Genomic DNA, 19,188 nt, shown 5'->3' on the forward strand with positions numbered 1-19,188 from the left:
GTAGCGTCACCGGGCATTCCGTACTTAGCGTTTTGAACCGTAATAGACTTCGTTCCAGCGCAGCGCGTCTTTGAAGGCGGGCAGGCGGGTATCGTTATCAATCACGGTCAGCTCGATGTCGTGCAGCTCGGCGAACTGACGCATGTCGTTCAGATCAAGGGCGTGGCTGAACACCGTATGGTGCGCGCCGCCGGCCAGGATCCAGGCCTCTGAGGCGGTTGGCAGGTCAGGCTGTGCTTTCCACAGGGCGTTGGCGACCGGCAGTTTCGGCAGAGAGTGCGGCGTTTCAACCGCATCGACGCAGTTCACCAGCAGGCGGAAGCGATCGCCCAGGTCGATCAGGCTGGCGTTGATGGCCGGGCCCGTGCGGGTGTTGAAGATCAGACGCGCCGGATCGGCTTTGCCGCCGATGCCGAGGTACTGCACGTCGAGGATCGGTTTCTCTTCCACGGCGATCGTCGGGCACACTTCCAGCATGTGCGAGCCGAGCACCAGGTCGTTGCCGTTTTCGAAGTGATAGGTGTAGTCCTCCATAAAGGAGGTGCCGCCCTGCAGACCGGTCGACATCACCTTCATGATGCGAAGCAGAGCGGCAGTTTTCCAGTCGCCTTCGCCCGCAAAGCCGTAGCCCTGCTGCATCAGACGTTGTACCGCCAGGCCCGGCAGCTGTTTCAGGCCGTGGAGGTCTTCAAAGGTAGTGGTAAAGGCGTGGAAGCCTCCCTGTTCCAGGAAGCGCTTCATGCCCAGCTCGATGCGCGCCGCGTCCAGCACGTTCTGACGCTTGTCGCCGTTGATTTGTGCCGCAGGCGTCAGGCGGTAGCTGCTTTCGTACTCGTCCACCAGCGCGCTCACGTCGCCGTCGCTGACTTCATTCACCACCTGCACCAGGTCGCCCACGGCCCAGGTATTCACGGAGAAGCCGAACTTGATCTGCGCGGCCACTTTATCGCCGTCGGTGACCGCCACTTCACGCATGTTGTCGCCAAAACGCACCACTTTCAGATGGCGGGTGTCCTGCTTAGAGACCGCCTGACGCATCCAGGAGCCGATACGCTGTTGCGCTTTGCCATCCTGCCAGTGGCCGGTGACCACCGCGTGCTGCTGGCGCATACGCGCGCCGATGAAGCCGAACTCGCGGCCGCCGTGCGCGGTCTGGTTCAGGTTCATAAAGTCCATGTCGATGCTGTCCCACGGCAGGGAGGCGTTGAACTGGGTATGGAACTGCAGCAGCGGTTTGTTGAGGATAGACAGGCCGTTGATCCACATTTTGGCGGGTGAGAAGGTGTGCAGCCACACCACCAGACCGGCGCATTTATCGTCGTAGTTGGCGTCGCGGCAGATGTGGGTAATTTCATCCGGCGTCGTGCCCAGCGGTTTCAGCACCAGTTTGCACGGCAGTTTAGCTTCCGCGTTCAGCGCGTTAACGACGTGCTCCGCGTGTTTCGTCACCTGCTGCAGCGCTTCCGGTCCGTACAGATGCTGGCTGCCAATCACAAACCATACTTCATAGTTATTAAAAATGGTCATCATCGTGTCCTTAATGGGTCAGGGTTGCCGTAGTGTCCGCGGTGCTTTTGGCCGGGGCGGCGACAGGGAGATAGTGAAGTTCGGCGCTTTTTGCCCATTGCTGGTAGCGCTGATAAAGCTGTTCAAAGCGTTGTGCCTGCTGGGCACGCGGCTGAAGCGTGTTTTCGACGGCGCTCGCCATATGCTGCTGCGCGATCGGGATGTCGGCATGAACGCCCGCAGCCACGGCGGCGAAAATCGCCGCGCCCAGCGCGCAGCACTGATCGGAGGCCACAATCTGCAGCGGACGGTTCAGCACGTCGCAGCAGGCCTGCATGATCACCGGGTTTTTACGGGCGATGCCTCCCAGCGCCATCACGTTGTTCACGTCGATGCCCTGCCCGGTGAAGCACTCCATAATGGCGCGGGCACCGAAGGCCGTTGCGGCAATCAGACCACCGAACAGCGCAGGGGCGTCGGTCGCCAGGTTGAGATCGGTGATCACCCCTTTCAGACGCTGGTTGGCAAACGGCGTGCGGCGGCCGTTAAACCAGTCCAGCACCACCGGCAGGTGATCGAGAGACGGATTTTTTGCCCAGGCTTCGGTGAGCTGCGGCAGAAGCTGCTTTTTGCTGTCGGCTATCTGGGTTTTTAGTTCAGGATGCGCCGCCGCCAGCTGGTCCAGCGGCCAGCCGAGCACGCGACCAAACCAGGCGTAGATATCGCCAAACGCGGACTGACCGGCTTCAAGACCGATGAAGTCCGGCACCACGCTGCCGTCAACCTGGCCGCAGATGCCTTTCACCGCGCGGTCGCCAACGGTGGCTTTATCCGCCGTCAGGATGTCGCAGGTTGAAGTCCCGATGACTTTGACCAGCGTGTTTGGCTGTGCGCCCGCGCCCACGGCGCCCATATGGCAGTCAAAGGCGCCGCCGGAGATGGCCACGTTCTGCGGCAGGCCGAGGCGCGTCGCCCACTCTTCGCAGAGGGTGCCGACGGGAATATCGGCGGTAAAGGTGTCGGTAAACAGCGGGTACGTCAGGCTCTTGTTGAGGATCGGGTCGAGCTCATCGAAGAACGCGGCCGGAGGCAGGCCGCCCCAGCTTTCGTGCCACAGGGATTTATGCCCGGCGCTGCAGCGGCCGCGGCGGATATCCTGCGGGCGGGTGGTGCCGGAGAGCAGGGCAGGCACCCAGTCGCACAGCTCAACCCATGACGCCGCAGCCTGCGCGACGGCTGCGTCGGCACGGGTGACGTGGAGGATCTTGGCCCAGAACCATTCGCTGGAATAAATCCCGCCGATGTAGCGCGAGTAGTCTGTCTTGCCCGGCTGATGGCACAGGCGCGTAATGGCTTCAGCCTCTTCTACGGCGGTGTGGTCTTTCCACAGCACGAACATGGCGTTCGGGTTGTCGGCAAACTCCGGGCGCAGCGCCAGCACGCGGCCTTCGGCATCGACAGGAGCAGGCGTGGAGCCGGTGCTGTCGACGCCAATTCCGACAATCTCAGCCCGCTGGGCGTCAGTCAGTTCGGCAAGGACGGTTTTGATCGCCGCTTCCATCGATTCGATATAGTCACGCGGGTGGTGACGGAACTGGTTGTTCGGCGCATCACAGTAGCGCCCCTCTTGCCAGCGCGGGTACCACTCAACGCTGGTTGCTATCTCCTGGCCGGACGTACAGTCCACTGCCAGCGCGCGAACCGAATCGCTGCCAAAATCGAGGCCAATCGCAATTGCCATGGTGTTGCTCCATCGAAAAAACAGGTATGGAAGAACATTAGAGACTGGGGAAAAAAGTCGTCAGGCAGGATCCGCTAATCTTATGGACTAAATTGCTGTTACAACGGAAAGTGTGACGCCGTGCAAATATTCAATGTGGACATTTCTGCCGCACTTATAGACACTTTTGTTACTGGTTATCTGCCTGCTCTGGCGGAGAAATCAGGGGGAAAGGCTGAAACATGGCGGACGTAAAAGCGGCGTGATGCTTTTTGGATCTTTTCGCGGGCCATTTTAAAGCTGCTTTTAGTGATATGGACAATTGGTTTCCTTCAGGACCCTTGGGAGAACTGAATCTATGGCCGAAACGCAAAACGATCCCCTGCTGCCGGGATACTCGTTTAACGCGCACCTTGTGGCGGGACTGACCCCTATCGAGGCTGAGGGATACCTCGACTTTTACGTCGACCGACCGCTCGGCATGAAAGGGTATATCCTCAATCTGACCGTGCGAGGAGAAGGGATCATCAAGAACGGTGACCAGCAGTTTGTCTGCCGCCCCGGCGATATCCTGCTGTTCCCGCCGGGGGAGATCCACCATTATGGCCGTCATCCCGATGCCAAAGAGTGGTATCACCAGTGGGTCTATTTCCGTCCGCGCGCCTACTGGCAGGAGTGGCTTTCGTGGCCCGCCATTTTTGCGCATACCGGTTTTTATCGCCCGGATGAGGTTCATCTGGCGCAGTTTCGCGAGCTTTTTGCGCAGATTATCGAGGCGGGACAGGCCGGTGGGCGTTACGCCGAACTGCTGGCGATTAACCTGCTTGAACAGCTGCTGCTGCGACGGATGGAGGCGATTAACGAGTCGCTTAATCCCCCGCTGGACAACCGCGTGCGCGATGCCTGCCAGTACATCAGCGACCACCTGGCCGATAGCCAGTTTGATATCGCCAGCGTTGCTCAGCACGTCTGCCTGTCGCCGTCGCGGCTGTCGCATCTGTTCCGCCAGCAGCTGGGCGTCAGCGTATTGAGCTGGCGCGAGGATCAGCGCATCAGTCAGGCAAAGCTGCTGCTCAGCACCACCCGGATGCCGATTGCCACCGTGGGGCGTAACGTGGGCTTTGAGGATCAGCTCTATTTCTCCCGGGTATTTAAAAAATGCACCGGTGCCAGCCCGAGCGAATTCCGCGCGGGATGTGAATAAACGGTAAAAAAAGATAAACAAACAGGTTAATGCAGAAAGCAACCTGTAAACTATTCAGACAATTGTTGCCTTGACGCGGTGCGGGGCGCTAAGCAGAATCGCTGATTCGTTTTCTGACCGGAATAGTTATGCAGGCATTGCTGGAACACTTTATTACCCAGTCCGTTATGTACTCGCTCATCGCCGTGGCGCTGGTGGCGTTTCTGGAATCGCTGGCGCTGGTTGGGCTGATCCTGCCCGGCACCGTGATGATGGCCGGGCTTGGGGCGCTGATTGGCAGCGGCGAGGTTAATTTCTGGCAGGCGTGGCTGGCCGGGATTATCGGCTGTCTGCTCGGCGACTGGATCTCCTTCTGGCTGGGCTGGCGCTTTAAGAAGCCGCTGCACCGCTGGTCGTTCATGAAAAAGAACAAAGCCCTGCTGGATAAAACCGAGCATGCGCTGCATCAGCACAGCATGTTTACCATCCTCGTCGGCCGCTTTGTCGGGCCAACGCGTCCGCTGGTGCCGATGGTGGCGGGGATGCTGGATCTGCCCGTCGCGAAATTCGTGGTGCCGAACATTATCGGCTGCGTCTTCTGGCCGCCGTTCTACTTCCTGCCGGGGATCCTCGCGGGTGCTGCCATTGATATTCCTGACGGTATGCAAAGCGGTGAGTTTAAGTGGCTGCTGCTGGGCACGGCTGTGCTGCTGTGGCTGGCGGCATGGCTCTGCTGGCGACTGTGGCGCAGTGGGAAAGCCAGCGTCGATCGCCTGACGCGCTATCTTCCGCGCACTCGCCTGCTCTGGCTGGCCCCGCTGACGCTGGGCGTGGCTGTGGTAGCCCTGGTTGCGCTGATTCGTCACCCGCTGATGCCGGTATATGGCGAAATTCTGCTGAAGGTGGTGAGCCGTTAAGGTTTATTCCCTCTCCCCGTGGGAGAGGGCCAGGGTGAGGGCATCAGACCGCACGAATGCCCAACAGTGAAGACGCCCCCGTCTTACCGCTCAGCAGTTCTTCTGTTTTTCCATCCCACAAAATACGCCCTTCGGCAATCACCACCGATCGCGGCGCGATGCGGGCGGCATCCTCAATACTGTGTGAAACCATCAGCATCGTCAGCTGCTGGCGCTGGCAGACGTCCTGCACCAGGGCGAGCATCTCCAGGCGCAGCGCGGGATCGAGCGCCGAGAACGGCTCATCCAGCAGCAGGATCGGCTGCTCGCGCACCAGGCATCGCGCCAGCGCCACGCGCTGACGCTGGCCGCCGGAAAGCTCACCCGGCAGCCTGTCGATGAACTCGTTGATCCCCATCTGGGCGGCAATGATCTCCAGCTTCTGGCGCTGGGCATCGTTCAGCCTGAGTCCCGGATGCATTCCCAGCGCGATGTTTTGCCGCACCGTCAGATGGGTAAACAGGTTGTTTTCCTGAAACAGCATCGAGACCGGACGTTTTGCGGGCGGCGTGTGGGTATGATCTTGATTGTTAATGACGATCGCGCCGCTTGCCGGCTGCAGAAAACCCGCAATCAGATTAAGCAGCGTGCTTTTTCCCGCGCCGCTTGGGCCAAGTACGGCGATCATCTCCCCCTGGCGCACGGAGAGCGTGAAGCGCATCGGCAGATGCTGGTAGAGCCAGGTTACATCAGTCAGTTTTAACATCACGCCCCGGAAGTTTTTCGATAACGGTAAATAAGGCAAAGCACAGCAGCAGCAGTAACAGCGCGGTGACCGCGCCGTCCTGACTGCGATAAGAGCCGATTTGCTGATAGAGCCAGTATGGCAGCGTGCGGAAATCGTCATTACCAAAGAGAGCCACCACGCCAAAATCCCCAATCGACAGCACGCAGGCAAACGCCAGCGCCTGCGCCAGCGGACGTTTCAGCGCGCGGAGTTCTACCACCTTCAGCCGCTGCCAGCCCTGCATGCCCAGCGACTGGCACAGCAAACCGTAGCGGCTGTTGACGTCGCGCATCGGGTTTTCCAGCACTTTGAGCGCGTAAGGGATGGCCATCAGGGCGTTGGTAAAAATCACAATGCCATCGGCGCTTTCCGGCAGGCCGATGGTGCTGTTGAACAGTAAAAAGAAGCCCGTCGCCAGCACGATGCCCGGCATCGCCAGAATCAGCATCCCTGTCAGCTCCAGCGCCTGCCCGGCCTTTTGGGCCTGCCGGGCATAGAGTTCACGGCTGCTCCACAGCAGCATCATGGTCAGCACAACGCACAGTAACCCTGCCGCCAGCGCGATACGCAGCGAGGTCCAGGTCGCCTGCCAGAGGACGGGCTGTTGCAGGACGGAGATGAGATTGAGGTTCAGTCCGTCAACGATAACGGCCATCAGCGGCGGCAGCAGAAGCAGGAGCGCCAGCGCGATCAGGATAAAATCGGTAACGCGGCTGTGCAGGCTGTCCTGCGGGTCGCGCCAGCCGGTTATTTGATTACTGCCAGCAGGAATGGCTTTACTCAGCCGCTGGCTCAACAGCACCAGCACAAGGCAGCACGCCATCTGCACCATCGCCAGCAGCGCGGCGCGACCGGGATCGTAGTCGTAACTCAGCGCCTGGTAAATCGCCAGCTCAATGGTGGTGGCCTGCGGCCCGCCGCCGAGCGACAGCACGGTGGCAAAGCTGGCAAAGCAGAGCATAAAGATTAACGCCGCGACGGGCGGGATCTGGCGGCGCAGCCACGGCCATTCGACAAAGCGGAAGAACGACACGCCGCGCATGCCGAGCTGGGCGGCAATCTGCCGCTGCTCGCCGGGAATGTTCTCCAGCGCCTGTAAAAAAAGGCGCGTTGCCATCGGCATATTGAAAAAGACGTGCGCGAGCAGAATGCCCTGCAGTCCGTAAGGAGAGAATGACCATTCCAGACCAAGCTGGCCGAACAGCGAAGCCAGCCAGCCCTGGCGACCGTAAACGCTGAGGATGCCAAATACCGCCACCAGCACGGGCAGGATCAGCGTCATGGCGCACAGGCGCAGCAGTGCCAGCCTGCCGGGAAAACGGCGCCGATACAGGGCGCGCGCAAGAAAAATAGCCGGGAGCACCGACAGCAGGGCTGAGAGAGACGCCTGCCAGAAGGAGAAACGGATAACGTGCCAGAGGTAGCTGTCGTGCCAGAGGGCGAGCAGGTCGCTCTCTGGCGCGTTGAACCACAGTGCAAGAAAAGCCCCCAGGCTGACCGCCACCATCACTGTGGCGGCGAGCAGCCCGGGAAGTAACCAGCCGGGAATCAACGGCTGACGGCGCGTTGCCATTCACTTACCCATGCTGCACGCTGCGCGGCGACCTGCTGCGGCGTAAACTCCAGCGAGGTGTTTGGTTTGGTCAACTGCTCGAAACCTGCGGGCAGCGCAACGTTCGTGACCGGATACATCCAGTTGCCTGCGGGAATCGCATTCTGGAACGCCGGTGAAACCATAAACTTCAGGAACTTCTCGGCCAGCTCCGGCTGTTTGCTGGCGGCGGTACGCGCGGCGACTTCCACCTGCAGATAGTGCCCTTCAGCAAAATCAGCGGCAGCATAGTTATCTTTCTTCTCGGCGATGATGTGGTAGGCCGGAGAGGTGGTGTAGCTCAGCACCAGATCGCTTTCACCTTTCAGGAACAGGCCATAGGCTTCGCTCCAGCCTTTGGTGACGGTGACGGTTTTGGCGGCCAGTTTCTGCCACGCCTCCGGCGCTTTATCCCCGTAAACCTTTTGCATCCACAGCAGCAGGCCCAGGCCTGGCGTACTGGTGCGCGGATCTTCATAAATTACGCGCCATTTCTGGTCACTCTCAACCAGCTCTTTCAGGCTCTTCGGCGGGTTTTTCAGCTTATTTTTGTCGTAAACAAAAGCAAAGTAGCCATAGTCGAACGGCACAAAGGTGTCGTTTTTCCAGCCGCCCGGCACGTTAACGGCCTCTGCCGCTACACCGCTTTTGGCAAACAGTTTGGTTTGCGAGGCGGCTTCCAGCAGGTTGTTATCCAGCCCGAGCACCACGTCGGCCTTGCTGTTTTTCCCTTCCATGCGCAGACGGTTGAGCAGCGATACGCCATCTTCCAGCGCCACGAACTTCAGCTCGCAGTTACAGTCAGCTTCGAAGGCTTTTTTAACCACCGGGCCAGGGCCCCAGTCGGCAGAGAAGGAGTCATAGGTGTAGACCGTCAGGACGGGCTTCGCAAAAGCAGGCAGCGCAAACAGCGCCAGCAGGGGGAGAACTTTTTTTAACACTTTGCACCTCAAGGTTGAGTGGCAAAGGATTTTGAGAGACAGCCTCAAATCCCTTCGCCGGCGTTATCCGGATCAGGTTCGACGGGTATTATCTCAGCGCACATCTGTGATGCAGCACCCCGTTGAGAACGGCGCTATTGTAATGATTTGGTGAATATTACGAAAGCGTTATGGCTCCGGCGGCGCAAACCAGGCGGATTTAAAATCAAACCAGCCCAGGGTGTTCATCCGCAGGCCGCGCATGCTGCGCTGGCCCTGGATCATCAGCCAGTGGTGAATCAACGGTACGATCGCCTGCTCGGCCAGCAGCTGCTGGCACCACGCTGCAAGATTCATTTCGCCCGCGCGCCACAGGGCGGCATCCTGCTGCCAGTCACGGTCGATGCAGTGCTGGATCAGCGGGACTTCATACAGATGCGAGAAAAGGGAAAAATCGAGCGGCAGGGTAAAGTTGGCGCTGTTGAGCCAGATATCACTGGCTATCTCCCCCTGATGCCATTCGTCATAGTCCACTTCCCTGACCTCTAACGTGACCCCCTCGGCTGCCAGCAGCCGGGTCATGATTCTGGCGATAAAACGATGCTCCACGTGTTCGCGGTAGTAGGTCAGGGTGATGGACTCCAGCCCTGCGGGTTTGTCACAGTGAACCGGGCGGGCGTGGTGCCAGCGCGGAAGCAGGCCGTACGCCGGGAACCAGTATGTCTGGTACTGCTCTTCCGCATGGTAAATCAGATTGGAAGGGGACAAAACGTGGCTAACCCACTTGCGGACGGCCTGGTTTGCCCCACGGTGGGTGCGGCGGTCAAACAGGAGATAGTAACACCCTTCCTCAAGGCGACTCTCCACGGCTTTTTCTCCCGTGGTGGGGCCTTCCAGCGTCAGCCCGCAGCTCAGGTCTTCATTGAGATCCGGCAATACCCAGACGTTCACTTCGTCGATCAGCGCCCGATAGCCAAAGTAGTCGTCGAACGCGCGGATTTTCAGCTGATTGCTGTTATTGCGGGACACGGAGTAGGGCCCGGTGCCAATCGGCAGGCTGGCAAAATTGTTCATTGATTCCCACTCGCCGGGCAAAATCATCGACGGCACGTAGCCCAGCAGCCAGGGAAGCCACTTATCCTGTTGCGACAGCTCAATATCCAGCGTCCAGGCCGTGGGCGAGTGGATGCGGGAGATATGCGAGTAGAGCGGTAGCCTGCGGGCACGTTCCAGGGAGGCGATGACGTCGTGCATTTCCAGCTCGCGGCCGTGGTGAAAGTGGATGCCGGGGCGTAAAAAGAAGCGCCAGTGGCGCGGGGAAAGCTGCTGCCAGTGGTGCGCGATATCCGCCTCCAGTTCCCCGTTTTCCTCATTTATCCGCGTCAGGCCGCTGAAGATTTGCCGGGCCATGTGGGTTTCTGAGCGGCGTAAGGCCGTGCCGGGCAACAGATTTTTCATCGGACGGTAATAGAGCACTCGCAGAATGTGGCGGCCCTGACGAAAGCTGCGCCCGAGATGGGAAACCAGCATCTGGCGCACGGCGGCTTTGTCGCCCACCAGCTGGACCAGCTGATCGATGCGGTCCTGCTCGAGCAGATCTTCCGCGCGCTGCTGCTGCAGCGCCAGCCCGGTATAGAGGAAGGTCAGCCGCGAACGTTTGCCGCGTCCCGCCTCCGCTTCCCAGCTTAACCAGCCCTGCTGCTGCATGGTGTTGAGCAGCGTGCGCATATGGCGGCGGGAGCAGCTAAGCAGGTCAGCCAGCTCGTTGAGCGTAGTCTCCTGCGATTGCCCCTCGCAGCACTGCCAGAGGCGGATAAACTGTTGTTGCAGACGACCGGAAGGCATAAAAGGGGAACTCCTGACAAAAAACCAGCAATTTATTTATCCCTATATTAGGCCAATAATTCTCCCCGATGAAGCGAGGAGGTAAATAATGAAGAGGTCTACCGCACGTCAGTTCTATCAGCAGTACTTTTCAGCGACAAAAGGATCGTCCTGGCTGGCCCGCCGGTGTGCAGAGCAACGGCTGAAAACGTTAGAAGAATTGATGCAGTGGGACGTTACAACACCGACCTCTTCCCGCTAACTCGCCTCGATCATGTGTGACTGAGTATTGGTGCTTATCACCCGCCAGCAAAATGTTTTTGCTGGCTTTTTTCGTTTACTATTCACCCAATTTCGATTCGCTTTCACAAGGACTTGCGCATGCTCTGGTTGATGACGATGGGGCGACGCCTTAACGGCGTGTATGCCGCTTTTATGCTGGTGGCCTTTATGATGGGCGTGGCGGGGGCGCTGCAGGCGCCGACGCTGAGCCTGTTTCTCAGCCGCGAGGTGGGGGCGCAGCCGTTTTGGGTCGGCCTGTTTTACACCGTTAACGCCATTGCCGGGATCCTGGTCAGCCTCGCGCTGGCGAAACGATCGGACAGCCATGGCGATCGCCGCAGGCTGATCCTCTTTTGCTGCGCCATGGCCGTGGGCAACGCGCTGCTCTTTGCCTTCAACCGTCATTATCTGACGCTTATTACCTGCGGCGTGCTGCTGGCGTCGCTGGCGAACACCGCCATGCCGCAGCTGTTCGCGCTGGCCCGTGAATACGCGGATAACTCGGCGCGTGAAGTGGTGATGTTCAGCTCGGTGATGCGCGCCCAGCTTTCGCTGGCGTGGGTCATTGGCCCGCCGCTGGCCTTTATGCTGGCGTTGAACTACGGCTTTACCACCATGTTTTCCATCGCCGCCGGGATTTTTGTCATCAGCCTGGCGCTGATTGCCTTCGCGCTGCCGTCCGTGGCGCGCGTCGAACAGACGACGGATAAACCTGTCACCGAGGTGAGCGGCTGGCAGGACAAAAACGTCCGCATGCTGTTTATTGCCTCCACGCTGATGTGGACCTGCAACACCATGTACATCATCGATATGCCGCTGTGGATCAGCAGCGATCTGGGCCTGCCGGACAAGCTTGCGGGGATCTTGATGGGAACTGCCGCCGGGCTGGAAATTCCGGCAATGATTCTGGCGGGTTACTACGTTAAGCGCTTTGGAAAGCGCAGGATGATGATTGTCGCCGTGGCGGCCGGGGTGCTGTTCTACGCGGGGCTGATCCTTTTCCATTCGCGGGAAGCGTTGCTGGCGCTGCAGCTGTTTAACGCCGTGTTTATTGGGATTGTTGCCGGGATCGGCATGCTCTGGTTTCAGGATCTCATGCCCGGTCGTGCCGGCTCGGCGACCACGCTTTTTACCAACAGCATTTCAACCGGGGTGATTCTGGCGGGCGTGATTCAGGGGGCGCTGGCGCAAAGCTACGGGCATGCGTCTGTCTACTGGATGATTGCGGCGCTATCCATCGTGACGCTTCTGCTGACCTGCCGCGTAAAAGACGTGTGATCGGATGAACGAAACGGAGCCCGGGAACGCCGGGCTCTGTGAACCGTTTTATTCTGAATACTGGTATTTACGCTGCGCGCGTAGCGTCAGGTACATATGAACGAGGCCCATGAAGCCGTGTGCCCAGAAATATGTCTCAATAAAGACCGTCAGGAATTTATGCAAATCCAAGACGGATTCCGTGACGGACGATACCGGCCCGAGCGTGGCGTTCAGCACGAACCAGGCCGCGCCGCAGAGTGCAACGCCCAGCAGCGCCAGCACGCCCAGACCTTGCACCGTTGCCGCCATACCGCCTGCATGCGCGTCAGGAAGCTGACGCTGCGCGAGGGTGCGAATATCGTCAACAATTCCGCGAAAATCCAGCGCCAGCCAGGCGAAGTAATACTTAAATCCGCGCTGGGTTAACATCCATGCCATCATGGCAATGCCACAAAAAATTAAACCAAACCCGGAGATAACATGGATCCAGGTGACAATTCCGTTCAGCCCGGATTCGTGGAGGGCTTCACTTTCGGTGAAATTAGAATTGATAATCTGGGCGAGGACCAGTACGGCCACAAGAATGTGCAGTATGCGAAGAAAAGGCGTTTCTTTATGGGGAAGCGTATCGCGTAATGTTGGTTTCATCGCTTTTTACCTCAATAATGAGAGAGCTGATGCGATGCAGTGTGACGCAGATTAATTAACGAAACCTTAACGGTCGCTTGCGTCACACTGTATTTATGCGTTCCGGTTAGTGGGCAGGATCAATATGCGTCATCACGTTCAGCACATTGAATTTTTGCATCACGTTATTTCTGGCATTCACGGCAATCTGATGTCCTTCTTTTACGCTTAATTCGCCGTTCACTTCCAGATGGACATCGACAAGGGCTAAATCGCCCATCTTGCGGGTTTTTAAATCATGGAGTCCGGTGACGCCCTCGGTTGCGAGAAGACACGTTTTGATGTCGTGCTCCAGCTCGGGCTCAAGCGAACGGTCCATCAAATCGTGCAGGGCATCGGCAGAAAATTTGTAACCCATGTGGGCGATGAATACTCCGACAATCAGGGCCGCAATGAGGTCCATCGCGTGAAAGCCCACTAAATTCCCGGCAATGCCGATGGCGACAACCACTGACGACGCTGCGTCAGAACGGGCATGCCAGGCATTGGCTATCAGCAGCGAGGACTGAATACGTTTTCCCGTGGCAAACATGTATCTGAACAGGCTTTCCTTTACCACCAGCGCCAGAATCGCCACCCACAACGCGGCCCCTTTCACCAGCTGATGCGTCTCGGGGTGAAGCAGTTTATTGCCTGCGGACCAGAGCATCCCGACCCCCACAAGCAGCAGAATAGCGCCAATAATGAGCTTTGCGCCGTTTTCGAAACGCAGATGACCGTAATGATGATCGATATCAGAGGCTTTCTGACTCTTTTTATTCGCAACCAGAACGACAAAGTCGGAGGATAAATCGGAAAGAGAATGAATCCCATCAGCAATTAAACCTTGTGAGCCGGAGAATATCCCTGCAAGTATCTGAAAGGCGGTGAGTAAACTATTTATTATTACGCTCACTAATGTGCATTTATGTATTTCCCGAGAACGGATATGAGACTCATTGCCATTTTTCTTTTCCATGATTATTTCCGCTGCCAGCTGATTGAGCGGTTATTCTGCGCAGGAAACATTAAATTAACATTAAATATAACGTCATTATTGGCTGGGTTTGGGAAGTATTTACAGAAGGAGGCGGGTATCGGGATAAAACGCGGCCTGCAGAATGGACTGCAGGCCGGAGGGTTATTTCATAAATGCAGGTTGTTTGTTTTCGTAAGCGGCAATCGCCGCGTCGTGCTGGAGAGTTAAACCAATGCTGTCCAGACCGTTAAGCATGCAGTGACGGCGGAACGCATCAATGCTGAAGCTGTAGGTCTTATCCCCGGCTTTCACCACTTCTGCTTCCAGATCCACTTCAAATGAAATGCCCGGATTCGCCTTAACCAGCGCGAACAACTCATCGACCTGTTCATCGCTCAGCGTGACGGGCAGCAGCTGGTTGTTGAAGCTGTTACCGTAAAAAATATCCGCGAAGCTTGGGGCAATGACCACTTTAAAACCGTAGTCGGTGAGCGCCCATGGCGCGTGTTCACGGGATGAGCCGCAGCCAAAGTTTTCGCGTGCCAGCAAAATGGAGGCGCCTTTATATTCCGGGAAGTTCAGAACGAATTCCGGATTAGGCACTTCTCCCTTATCGTCCAGGAAACGCCAGTCGTTAAACAGATGTGCGCCGAAACCGGTACGCGTCACTTTCTGCAGAAACTGTTTTGGAATAATAGCGTCAGTATCGACGTTAGCAGCGTCCAGCGGGACAACCCGGCCCGTATGTTGGGTAAATTTCTCTGCCATGATTGTCTCCTTATTTCAGGCTGCGAATATCGGCGAAATGGCCGGTGACTGCCGCAGCGGCGGCCATTGCCGGGCTGACCAGATGGGTACGCCCACCGCGGCCCTGACGGCCTTCAAAGTTGCGGTTGCTGGTGGAGGCGCAGCGCTCGCCCGGATTCAGGCGATCGTTGTTCATGGCCAGACACATGGAGCAGCCGGGCAGACGCCACTCGAAGCCCGCTTCGATAAAGATCTTATCCAGACCTTCGGCTTCCGCCTGGGCTTTCACCGGGCCGGAGCCAGGTACCACCAGCGCCTGAACGCCTGGCGCCACTTTGCGGCCTTTGGCAATCTCGGCTGCGGCACGCAAATCTTCGATACGGGAGTTGGTGCAGGAACCGATAAAGACTTTATCAATGGCGACATCGGTCAACGGCACGCCGGGCTTCAGCCCCATGTAGGCCAGCGCTTTTTCCGCACTGGCGCGCTCGACCGGATCGGTAAAGGATGCCGGGTCAGGGATATTGTCGTTAACGGAAATCACCTGGCCCGGATTGGTGCCCCAGGTCACCTGAGGCGCAATCTCTTCTGCCTGAAGAGTGACGACGGTGTCAAAGGCTGCGCCATCGTCGGTTTTCAGGGTTTTCCAGTACGCTACCGCGTCGTCAAAATTCTGACCTTTCGGCGCGTGCAGACGACCCTTCACGTAGTTGAAGGTGGTTTCGTCCGGCGCGACCAGACCGGCTTTTGCGCCCATCTCAATCGCCATATTGCACAGGGTCATGCGCCCCTCCATGCTCAGCGCCTGGATGGCTTCCCCGCAGAACTCAACAACGTGACCGGTGCCGCCTGCGCTGCCTGTTTTACCGATGATGGCCAGCACGATGTCTTTTGCGGTAATACCCGGTGCGGCTTTACCCTTCACTTCAATCTTCATGGTTTTGGCGCGGCCCTGTTTCAGGGTCTGCGTTGCCAGCACATGTTCCACCTCGGAAGTGCCAATCCCGAACGCCAGAGCGCCAAACGCGCCGTGGGTCGCGGTATGGGAGTCACCGCAGACGATGGTCATGCCCGGCAGGGTGATCCCTTGCTCTGGCCCCATCACGTGGACGATACCCTGATACGGATGGTTCAGGTCGTACAGCTCAACGCCAAATTCATTGCAGTTCTTAATCAGCTCCTGCATCTGGATACGCGCCATCTCACCCGAGGCATTGATGTCTTTGGTCTGGGTGGAAACGTTGTGATCCATCGTCGCGAAGGTTTTACCCGGCTGACGTACCGGACGCTTGTGCGCGCGCAGGCCGTCAAATGCCTGAGGAGAGGTCACTTCGTGCACCAGATGACGGTCAATGTACAGCAGCGGGGTTTCGTTCGGTGCCTCGTAAACAACGTGCGCATCAAACAACTTTTCATATAACGTCTTAGCCATGATTACACCCCTTCAGCGACATAGCGGGCAATGATGTCGCCCATTTCATCGGTACTGACTGCCGCCGTGCCGCGTGCTAAATCGCCGGTACGGACGCCTTCTTCTAACGCCCGGTTAATGGCGTTTTCAATTGCGGTTGCCGCCTCGCCTGCATCCAGGCTGTAGCGCAGCAGCAGGGCCAGGGAGAGGATCTGCGCAATCGGGTTGGCAATATTTTTGCCGGCAATATCCGGCGCGGAGCCGCCCGCAGGCTCGTACAGGCCAAAGCCTTCTTCATTCAGGCTTGCGGAGGGCAGCATGCCCATCGAGCCGGTGATCATTGCGCACTCGTCAGAGAGGATATCGCCGAACAGGTTGGAGCACAGCAGCACGTCAAACTGGGACGGATCTTTAATCAGCTGCATGGTCGCGTTGTCGATGTACATGTGCGACAGCGCGACGTCCGGGTACTGCTTAGCGACTTCGCTGACGATCTCGCGCCACAAAATGGAAGACTGCAGCACGTTCGCTTTATCAATGGAGGTCACTTTATGGCGGCGTTTGCGCGCCGACTCGAACGCGATGTGGGCGATACGTTCGATTTCGAAACGGTGATACACCTCGGTGTCGAACGCTTTCTCGTGTTGTCCGCTGCCTTCGCGTCCTTTTGGCTGACCGAAATAGATCCCGCCGGTCAGTTCACGCACGCACAGAATGTCGAAACCGTTGGCGGCGATATCCGCGCGCAGCGGGCAGAACTCTTCCAGACCCTGATACAGCTTCGCCGGACGCAGGTTGCTGAACAGCTTGAAATGTTTACGCAGCGGCAGCAGCGCGCCGCGTTCAGGCTGCTCTGCCGGCGGCAGGTGTTCCCATTTCGGGCCACCGACGGAACCAAACAGCACGGCATCGGCATTTTCGCAGCCTTCCACGGTCGCTTTCGGCAGCGGCGTACCGTGGTTATCAATCGCAATACCGCCCACGTCGTAGTGGCTGGTGGTGATTTTCATCGCAAAACGCGCGCGAACGGCTTCCAGTACTTTCAGCGCCTGTGCCATCACTTCCGGACCAATACCGTCGCCCGGCAACACAGCAATATGGTAATTCTTCGACATTACACGGTTTCCTTGTTGTTCTCTTTATTCTGAGCTTTGCGTTGCAACTCTTTTTCGACTTCGGCGGCGCGCCAGATGTTGTTCAGAACATGCACCATCGCTTTCGCGGAGGATTCAACGATATCGGTCGCCAGCCCCACGCCGTGGAAGCGGCGGCCATTGTGGGTAACAACAATGTCGACCTGACCCAGTGCATCTTTGCCGTGGCCCTTGGCCGTCAGGTCATATTTCACCAGCTCAACGTCGTACTCGGTGACGCGATTAATCGCCTGATAGATGGCATCGACAGGGCCGTTACCGTTAGCGGCCTCTGCTTTAATTTCATCGCCGCAGGCCAGTTTGACCGAGGCGGTGGCGATGTCGCTGGAGCCGGACTGCACGTTGAAGTAATCCAGACGGAAGTGCTCCGGCTCTTCCTGCTGCTTGTTAATAAAGGCCAGCGCTTCCAGGTCATAGTCGAACACCTGGCCTTTTTTGTCGGCCAGTTTCAGGAACGCGTCGTACAGCTGGTCCATGTTGTAATCGCTGTCCTTATAACCCATCTCTTCCATACGGTGTTTAACCGCCGCGCGACCGGAACGGGAGGTCAGGTTCAACTGCACCTGATTCAGGCCGATGGATTCCGGGGTCATGATTTCGTAGTTTTCACGATTCTTCAGGACGCCATCCTGGTGAATACCGGAGGAGTGCGCGAAGGCGCCGGTACCGACAATCGCTTTGTTAGCCGGAATGGGCATGTTGCAAATCTGGCTGACGGTCTGGCTGGTGCGCCAGATTTCGTTGTGATTGATGCGGGTGTGCACGTCCATGATGTCTTTGCGCACTTTGATCGCCATGATCACTTCTTCCAGCGAACAGTTGCCCGCGCGTTCGCCGATACCGTTCATCGCGCCTTCTACCTGACGCGCGCCAGCGTGGACGGCGGCGATGGCATTGCCTACGGCCAGACCCAAATCATCATGGGTGTGGACGGAGATAATTGCTTTATCAATATTCGGCACACGGTCATACAGGCCGGTGATGATGTTGGAGAACTCAAACGGCATGGTGTAGCCGACGGTGTCCGGGATGTTGATGGTTTTCGCGCCCGCGTTGATGGCGGCTTCCACAACGCGCGCCAGGTCTTCGATTGGCGTACGGCCCGCATCTTCACAGGAGAACTCAACGTCATCGGTATAGTTGCGTGCGCGTTTAACCATGTAGACCGCGCGCTCAATCACCTCATCCAGCGTGCTGCGCAGCTTGGTTGCGATGTGCATAGGCGAGGTAGCAATAAAGGTGTGGATACGGAACGCTTCGGCGACCTTCAGCGACTCGGCGGCGACGTCGATGTCTTTCTCTACGCAGCGCGCCAGGGCACAGACGCGGCTGTTTTTAATGGTGCGCGCAATGGTCTGTACGGATTCGAAATCACCCGGGGAAGAGACAGGGAAACCGACCTCCATCACGTCAACACCCATACGTTCGAGAGCCAGCGCGATCTGCAGTTTCTCTTTTACACTCAGGCTTGCCTGTAATGCCTGTTCACCGTCACGTAAAGTTGTATCGAAAATAATGACTTGCTGGCTCATGGGTTAGGTCCTTGTCAGTCTTAGGGCGCCTTGCTACGAGCATAAAAAAACCCGCGCAGTGGCGCGGGTTTCTAGTCTTACTGGTGACGATTCAACGCTGAATTTCGCCCGCCAGTCTACCGCGCACAGTGGATGCGTTTAGTAGTAGTAGACCGGTGAAACGAATGGTGCGTGTCATGAATCGTGCTCCGTTAAATTCAATATGCTTTTAGTGGTACTGGATACGGTTGTTCATGTCAACCCCTGAGGATGAAAACGGGCCCGACAGATGGAATCAACCGGGTATTCACTTTAGCTAATTGTGCTGGTTTTAGCTTTTTTGACCCGATTAATTGTCTAATTTTGGACTTGAGAAAAGAGTTGCAGAAACCAATAAATATAAATGTTTAAAAATGAGTGAAATGTTTTATGAGGATGCTTTGTGTTTAAATAGTTTTGATATCATAAACTTATAAATGCAGTGAATCTTTTCCGGAATGCTGGAAATCGAATAGAGATAACAGGTTGTTAACTAACTGTAGGGCGATAGTAATAACAGTTTAATAATACTTAAGCCATCATTAACCTGACGGCAATTGTATATTGGTTTGATTTATGGTTTCATTTAAATCCTAAAGTCAAACATATCAGTTTTGTTCATTAATTTTCGTTAATATACAGTCTTTATTTATTCCGAATTTTAAATAATTCTCTTTCGCTGATCGTATTTGCATGATAAATGATATTTTTC

Annotated in this window: 17 protein-coding genes and 1 riboswitch; of the genes, 4 read left to right on the top strand and 13 right to left on the bottom strand. The window is 57.0% G+C overall.

All coding sequences use genetic code 11. The features are described from left to right. Positions 1-24 precede the first annotated feature (24 nt). Positions 25-1,527 (bottom strand): L-arabinose isomerase, encoded by a 1,503-nt coding sequence (gene araA, locus HB664_RS06700; RefSeq protein WP_033144613.1) that lies wholly within the window; start codon positions 1,525-1,527, stop codon positions 25-27. A gap of 10 nt (positions 1,528-1,537) precedes the next feature. Further along, positions 1,538-3,247, bottom strand: a complete 1,710-nt coding sequence (araB, locus tag HB664_RS06705; RefSeq protein WP_094934510.1) for a ribulokinase — start codon at positions 3,245-3,247, stop codon at positions 1,538-1,540. Between the two features lie 337 nt (positions 3,248-3,584). On the opposite strand from araB, the gene araC reads away from it, so the two are divergent. Next, a complete protein-coding gene (araC, locus tag HB664_RS06710) occupies positions 3,585-4,430 on the top strand; it encodes an arabinose operon transcriptional regulator AraC (protein ID WP_023310373.1) in 846 nt (281 codons plus the stop codon). Between the two features lie 128 nt (positions 4,431-4,558). Continuing rightward, positions 4,559-5,326, top strand: coding sequence for a DedA family protein (locus HB664_RS06715; protein ID WP_196354873.1), 768 nt, complete (start codon positions 4,559-4,561; stop codon positions 5,324-5,326). A gap of 43 nt (positions 5,327-5,369) precedes the next feature. On the opposite strand, the gene thiQ is transcribed toward HB664_RS06715, so the two are convergent. The 4 genes from thiQ to sgrR all read right to left on the bottom strand — a co-directional run bounded on the left by thiQ (position 5,370) and on the right by sgrR (position 10,448). Continuing rightward, complete coding sequence (gene thiQ, locus HB664_RS06720) at positions 5,370-6,071, bottom strand: thiamine ABC transporter ATP-binding protein ThiQ (RefSeq protein WP_196354874.1); 702 nt, start codon at positions 6,069-6,071, stop codon at positions 5,370-5,372. Further along, positions 6,055-7,665: a thiamine/thiamine pyrophosphate ABC transporter permease ThiP gene (gene thiP, locus HB664_RS06725; RefSeq protein ID WP_219940523.1), complete on the bottom strand. Its 1,611-nt coding sequence runs from the start codon at positions 7,663-7,665 to the stop codon at positions 6,055-6,057. The genes thiQ and thiP overlap by 17 nt, the downstream gene beginning before the upstream one ends. Then, positions 7,641-8,624, bottom strand: a complete 984-nt coding sequence (thiB, locus tag HB664_RS06730) for a thiamine ABC transporter substrate binding subunit (RefSeq protein WP_033144619.1) — start codon at positions 8,622-8,624, stop codon at positions 7,641-7,643. The genes thiP and thiB overlap by 25 nt, the downstream gene beginning before the upstream one ends. A gap of 31 nt (positions 8,625-8,655) precedes the next feature. Then, a riboswitch (TPP riboswitch) is annotated at positions 8,656-8,756 on the bottom strand. Positions 8,757-8,792: 36 nt separating this feature from the next. Beyond that, positions 8,793-10,448: an HTH-type transcriptional regulator SgrR gene (gene sgrR / locus HB664_RS06735; RefSeq protein WP_033144620.1), complete on the bottom strand. Its 1,656-nt coding sequence runs from the start codon at positions 10,446-10,448 to the stop codon at positions 8,793-8,795. Positions 10,449-10,536: 88 nt separating this feature from the next. On the opposite strand from sgrR, the gene sgrT reads away from it, so the two are divergent. Together sgrT and HB664_RS06745 are read left to right on the top strand one after the other, a co-directional pair. Beyond that, a complete protein-coding gene (gene sgrT, locus HB664_RS06740; protein ID WP_023334488.1) occupies positions 10,537-10,689 on the top strand; it encodes a glucose uptake inhibitor SgrT in 153 nt (50 codons plus the stop codon). A 119-nt stretch (positions 10,690-10,808) separates the two neighbouring features. Next, positions 10,809-11,987 carry a sugar efflux transporter gene (locus HB664_RS06745; RefSeq protein WP_219940524.1) on the top strand — a complete coding sequence of 393 codons (1,179 nt, stop codon included), beginning with the start codon at positions 10,809-10,811 and terminating at the stop codon, positions 11,985-11,987. A gap of 48 nt (positions 11,988-12,035) precedes the next feature. Here HB664_RS06745 and HB664_RS06750 read toward each other — a convergent pair whose 3' ends face one another. The 7 genes from HB664_RS06750 to leuL form a co-directional block, all read right to left on the bottom strand. Beyond that, on the bottom strand, positions 12,036-12,617 hold the full coding sequence (locus HB664_RS06750; RefSeq protein WP_045400998.1) for a cytochrome b/b6 domain-containing protein: 582 nt from the start codon (positions 12,615-12,617) through the stop codon (positions 12,036-12,038). 106 nt (positions 12,618-12,723) lie between these two features. Then, positions 12,724-13,614 (bottom strand): cation diffusion facilitator family transporter, encoded by an 891-nt coding sequence (locus HB664_RS06755; protein WP_196354875.1) that lies wholly within the window; start codon positions 13,612-13,614, stop codon positions 12,724-12,726. 162 nt (positions 13,615-13,776) lie between these two features. Beyond that, positions 13,777-14,382, bottom strand: a complete 606-nt coding sequence (leuD, locus tag HB664_RS06760) for a 3-isopropylmalate dehydratase small subunit (RefSeq protein WP_039260825.1) — start codon at positions 14,380-14,382, stop codon at positions 13,777-13,779. A 10-nt stretch (positions 14,383-14,392) separates the two neighbouring features. Continuing rightward, a complete protein-coding gene (gene leuC / locus HB664_RS06765) occupies positions 14,393-15,793 on the bottom strand; it encodes a 3-isopropylmalate dehydratase large subunit (RefSeq protein ID WP_033144624.1) in 1,401 nt (466 codons plus the stop codon). Positions 15,794-15,795: 2 nt separating this feature from the next. After that, positions 15,796-16,887: a 3-isopropylmalate dehydrogenase gene (gene leuB / locus HB664_RS06770; protein ID WP_047060144.1), complete on the bottom strand. Its 1,092-nt coding sequence runs from the start codon at positions 16,885-16,887 to the stop codon at positions 15,796-15,798. Then, entirely contained in the window at positions 16,887-18,458 is a 1,572-nt protein-coding gene (gene leuA, locus HB664_RS06775) for a 2-isopropylmalate synthase (RefSeq protein ID WP_029741222.1), read from the bottom strand. Before leuA ends, leuB begins: the two co-directional genes overlap by 1 nt. Before the next feature lie 91 nt (positions 18,459-18,549). Continuing rightward, on the bottom strand, positions 18,550-18,636 hold the full coding sequence (gene leuL / locus HB664_RS22990) for a leu operon leader peptide (protein WP_071786497.1): 87 nt from the start codon (positions 18,634-18,636) through the stop codon (positions 18,550-18,552). Positions 18,637-19,188: the final 552 nt, after the last annotated feature.

It is taken from the genome of Enterobacter sp. DNB-S2, from assembly GCF_019443845.1.
GTDB classification, from domain to species: Bacteria; Pseudomonadota; Gammaproteobacteria; order Enterobacterales; family Enterobacteriaceae; genus Enterobacter; species Enterobacter asburiae_B.

Coding starts and splice junctions, on each gene's coding strand:
- araA (WP_033144613.1), bottom strand. CDS start 1,527: ATGACCATTTTTAATAACTATGAAGTATGGTTTGTGATTGGCAGCCAG.
- araB (WP_094934510.1), bottom strand. CDS start 3,247: ATGGCAATTGCGATTGGCCTCGATTTTGGCAGCGATTCGGTTCGCGCG.
- araC (WP_023310373.1), top strand. CDS start 3,585: ATGGCCGAAACGCAAAACGATCCCCTGCTGCCGGGATACTCGTTTAAC.
- HB664_RS06715 (WP_196354873.1), top strand. CDS start 4,559: ATGCAGGCATTGCTGGAACACTTTATTACCCAGTCCGTTATGTACTCG.
- thiQ (WP_196354874.1), bottom strand. CDS start 6,071: ATGTTAAAACTGACTGATGTAACCTGGCTCTACCAGCATCTGCCGATG.
- thiP (WP_219940523.1), bottom strand. CDS start 7,665: ATGGCAACGCGCCGTCAGCCGTTGATTCCCGGCTGGTTACTTCCCGGG.
- sgrR (WP_033144620.1), bottom strand. CDS start 10,448: ATGCCTTCCGGTCGTCTGCAACAACAGTTTATCCGCCTCTGGCAGTGC.
- sgrT (WP_023334488.1), top strand. CDS start 10,537: ATGAAGAGGTCTACCGCACGTCAGTTCTATCAGCAGTACTTTTCAGCG.
- HB664_RS06745 (WP_219940524.1), top strand. CDS start 10,809: ATGCTCTGGTTGATGACGATGGGGCGACGCCTTAACGGCGTGTATGCC.
- HB664_RS06750 (WP_045400998.1), bottom strand. CDS start 12,617: ATGAAACCAACATTACGCGATACGCTTCCCCATAAAGAAACGCCTTTT.
- HB664_RS06755 (WP_196354875.1), bottom strand. CDS start 13,614: ATGGAAAAGAAAAATGGCAATGAGTCTCATATCCGTTCTCGGGAAATA.
- leuD (WP_039260825.1), bottom strand. CDS start 14,382: ATGGCAGAGAAATTTACCCAACATACGGGCCGGGTTGTCCCGCTGGAC.
- leuC (WP_033144624.1), bottom strand. CDS start 15,793: ATGGCTAAGACGTTATATGAAAAGTTGTTTGATGCGCACGTTGTTTAC.
- leuB (WP_047060144.1), bottom strand. CDS start 16,887: ATGTCGAAGAATTACCATATTGCTGTGTTGCCGGGCGACGGTATTGGT.
- leuA (WP_029741222.1), bottom strand. CDS start 18,458: ATGAGCCAGCAAGTCATTATTTTCGATACAACTTTACGTGACGGTGAA.
- leuL (WP_071786497.1), bottom strand. CDS start 18,636: ATGACACGCACCATTCGTTTCACCGGTCTACTACTACTAAACGCATCC.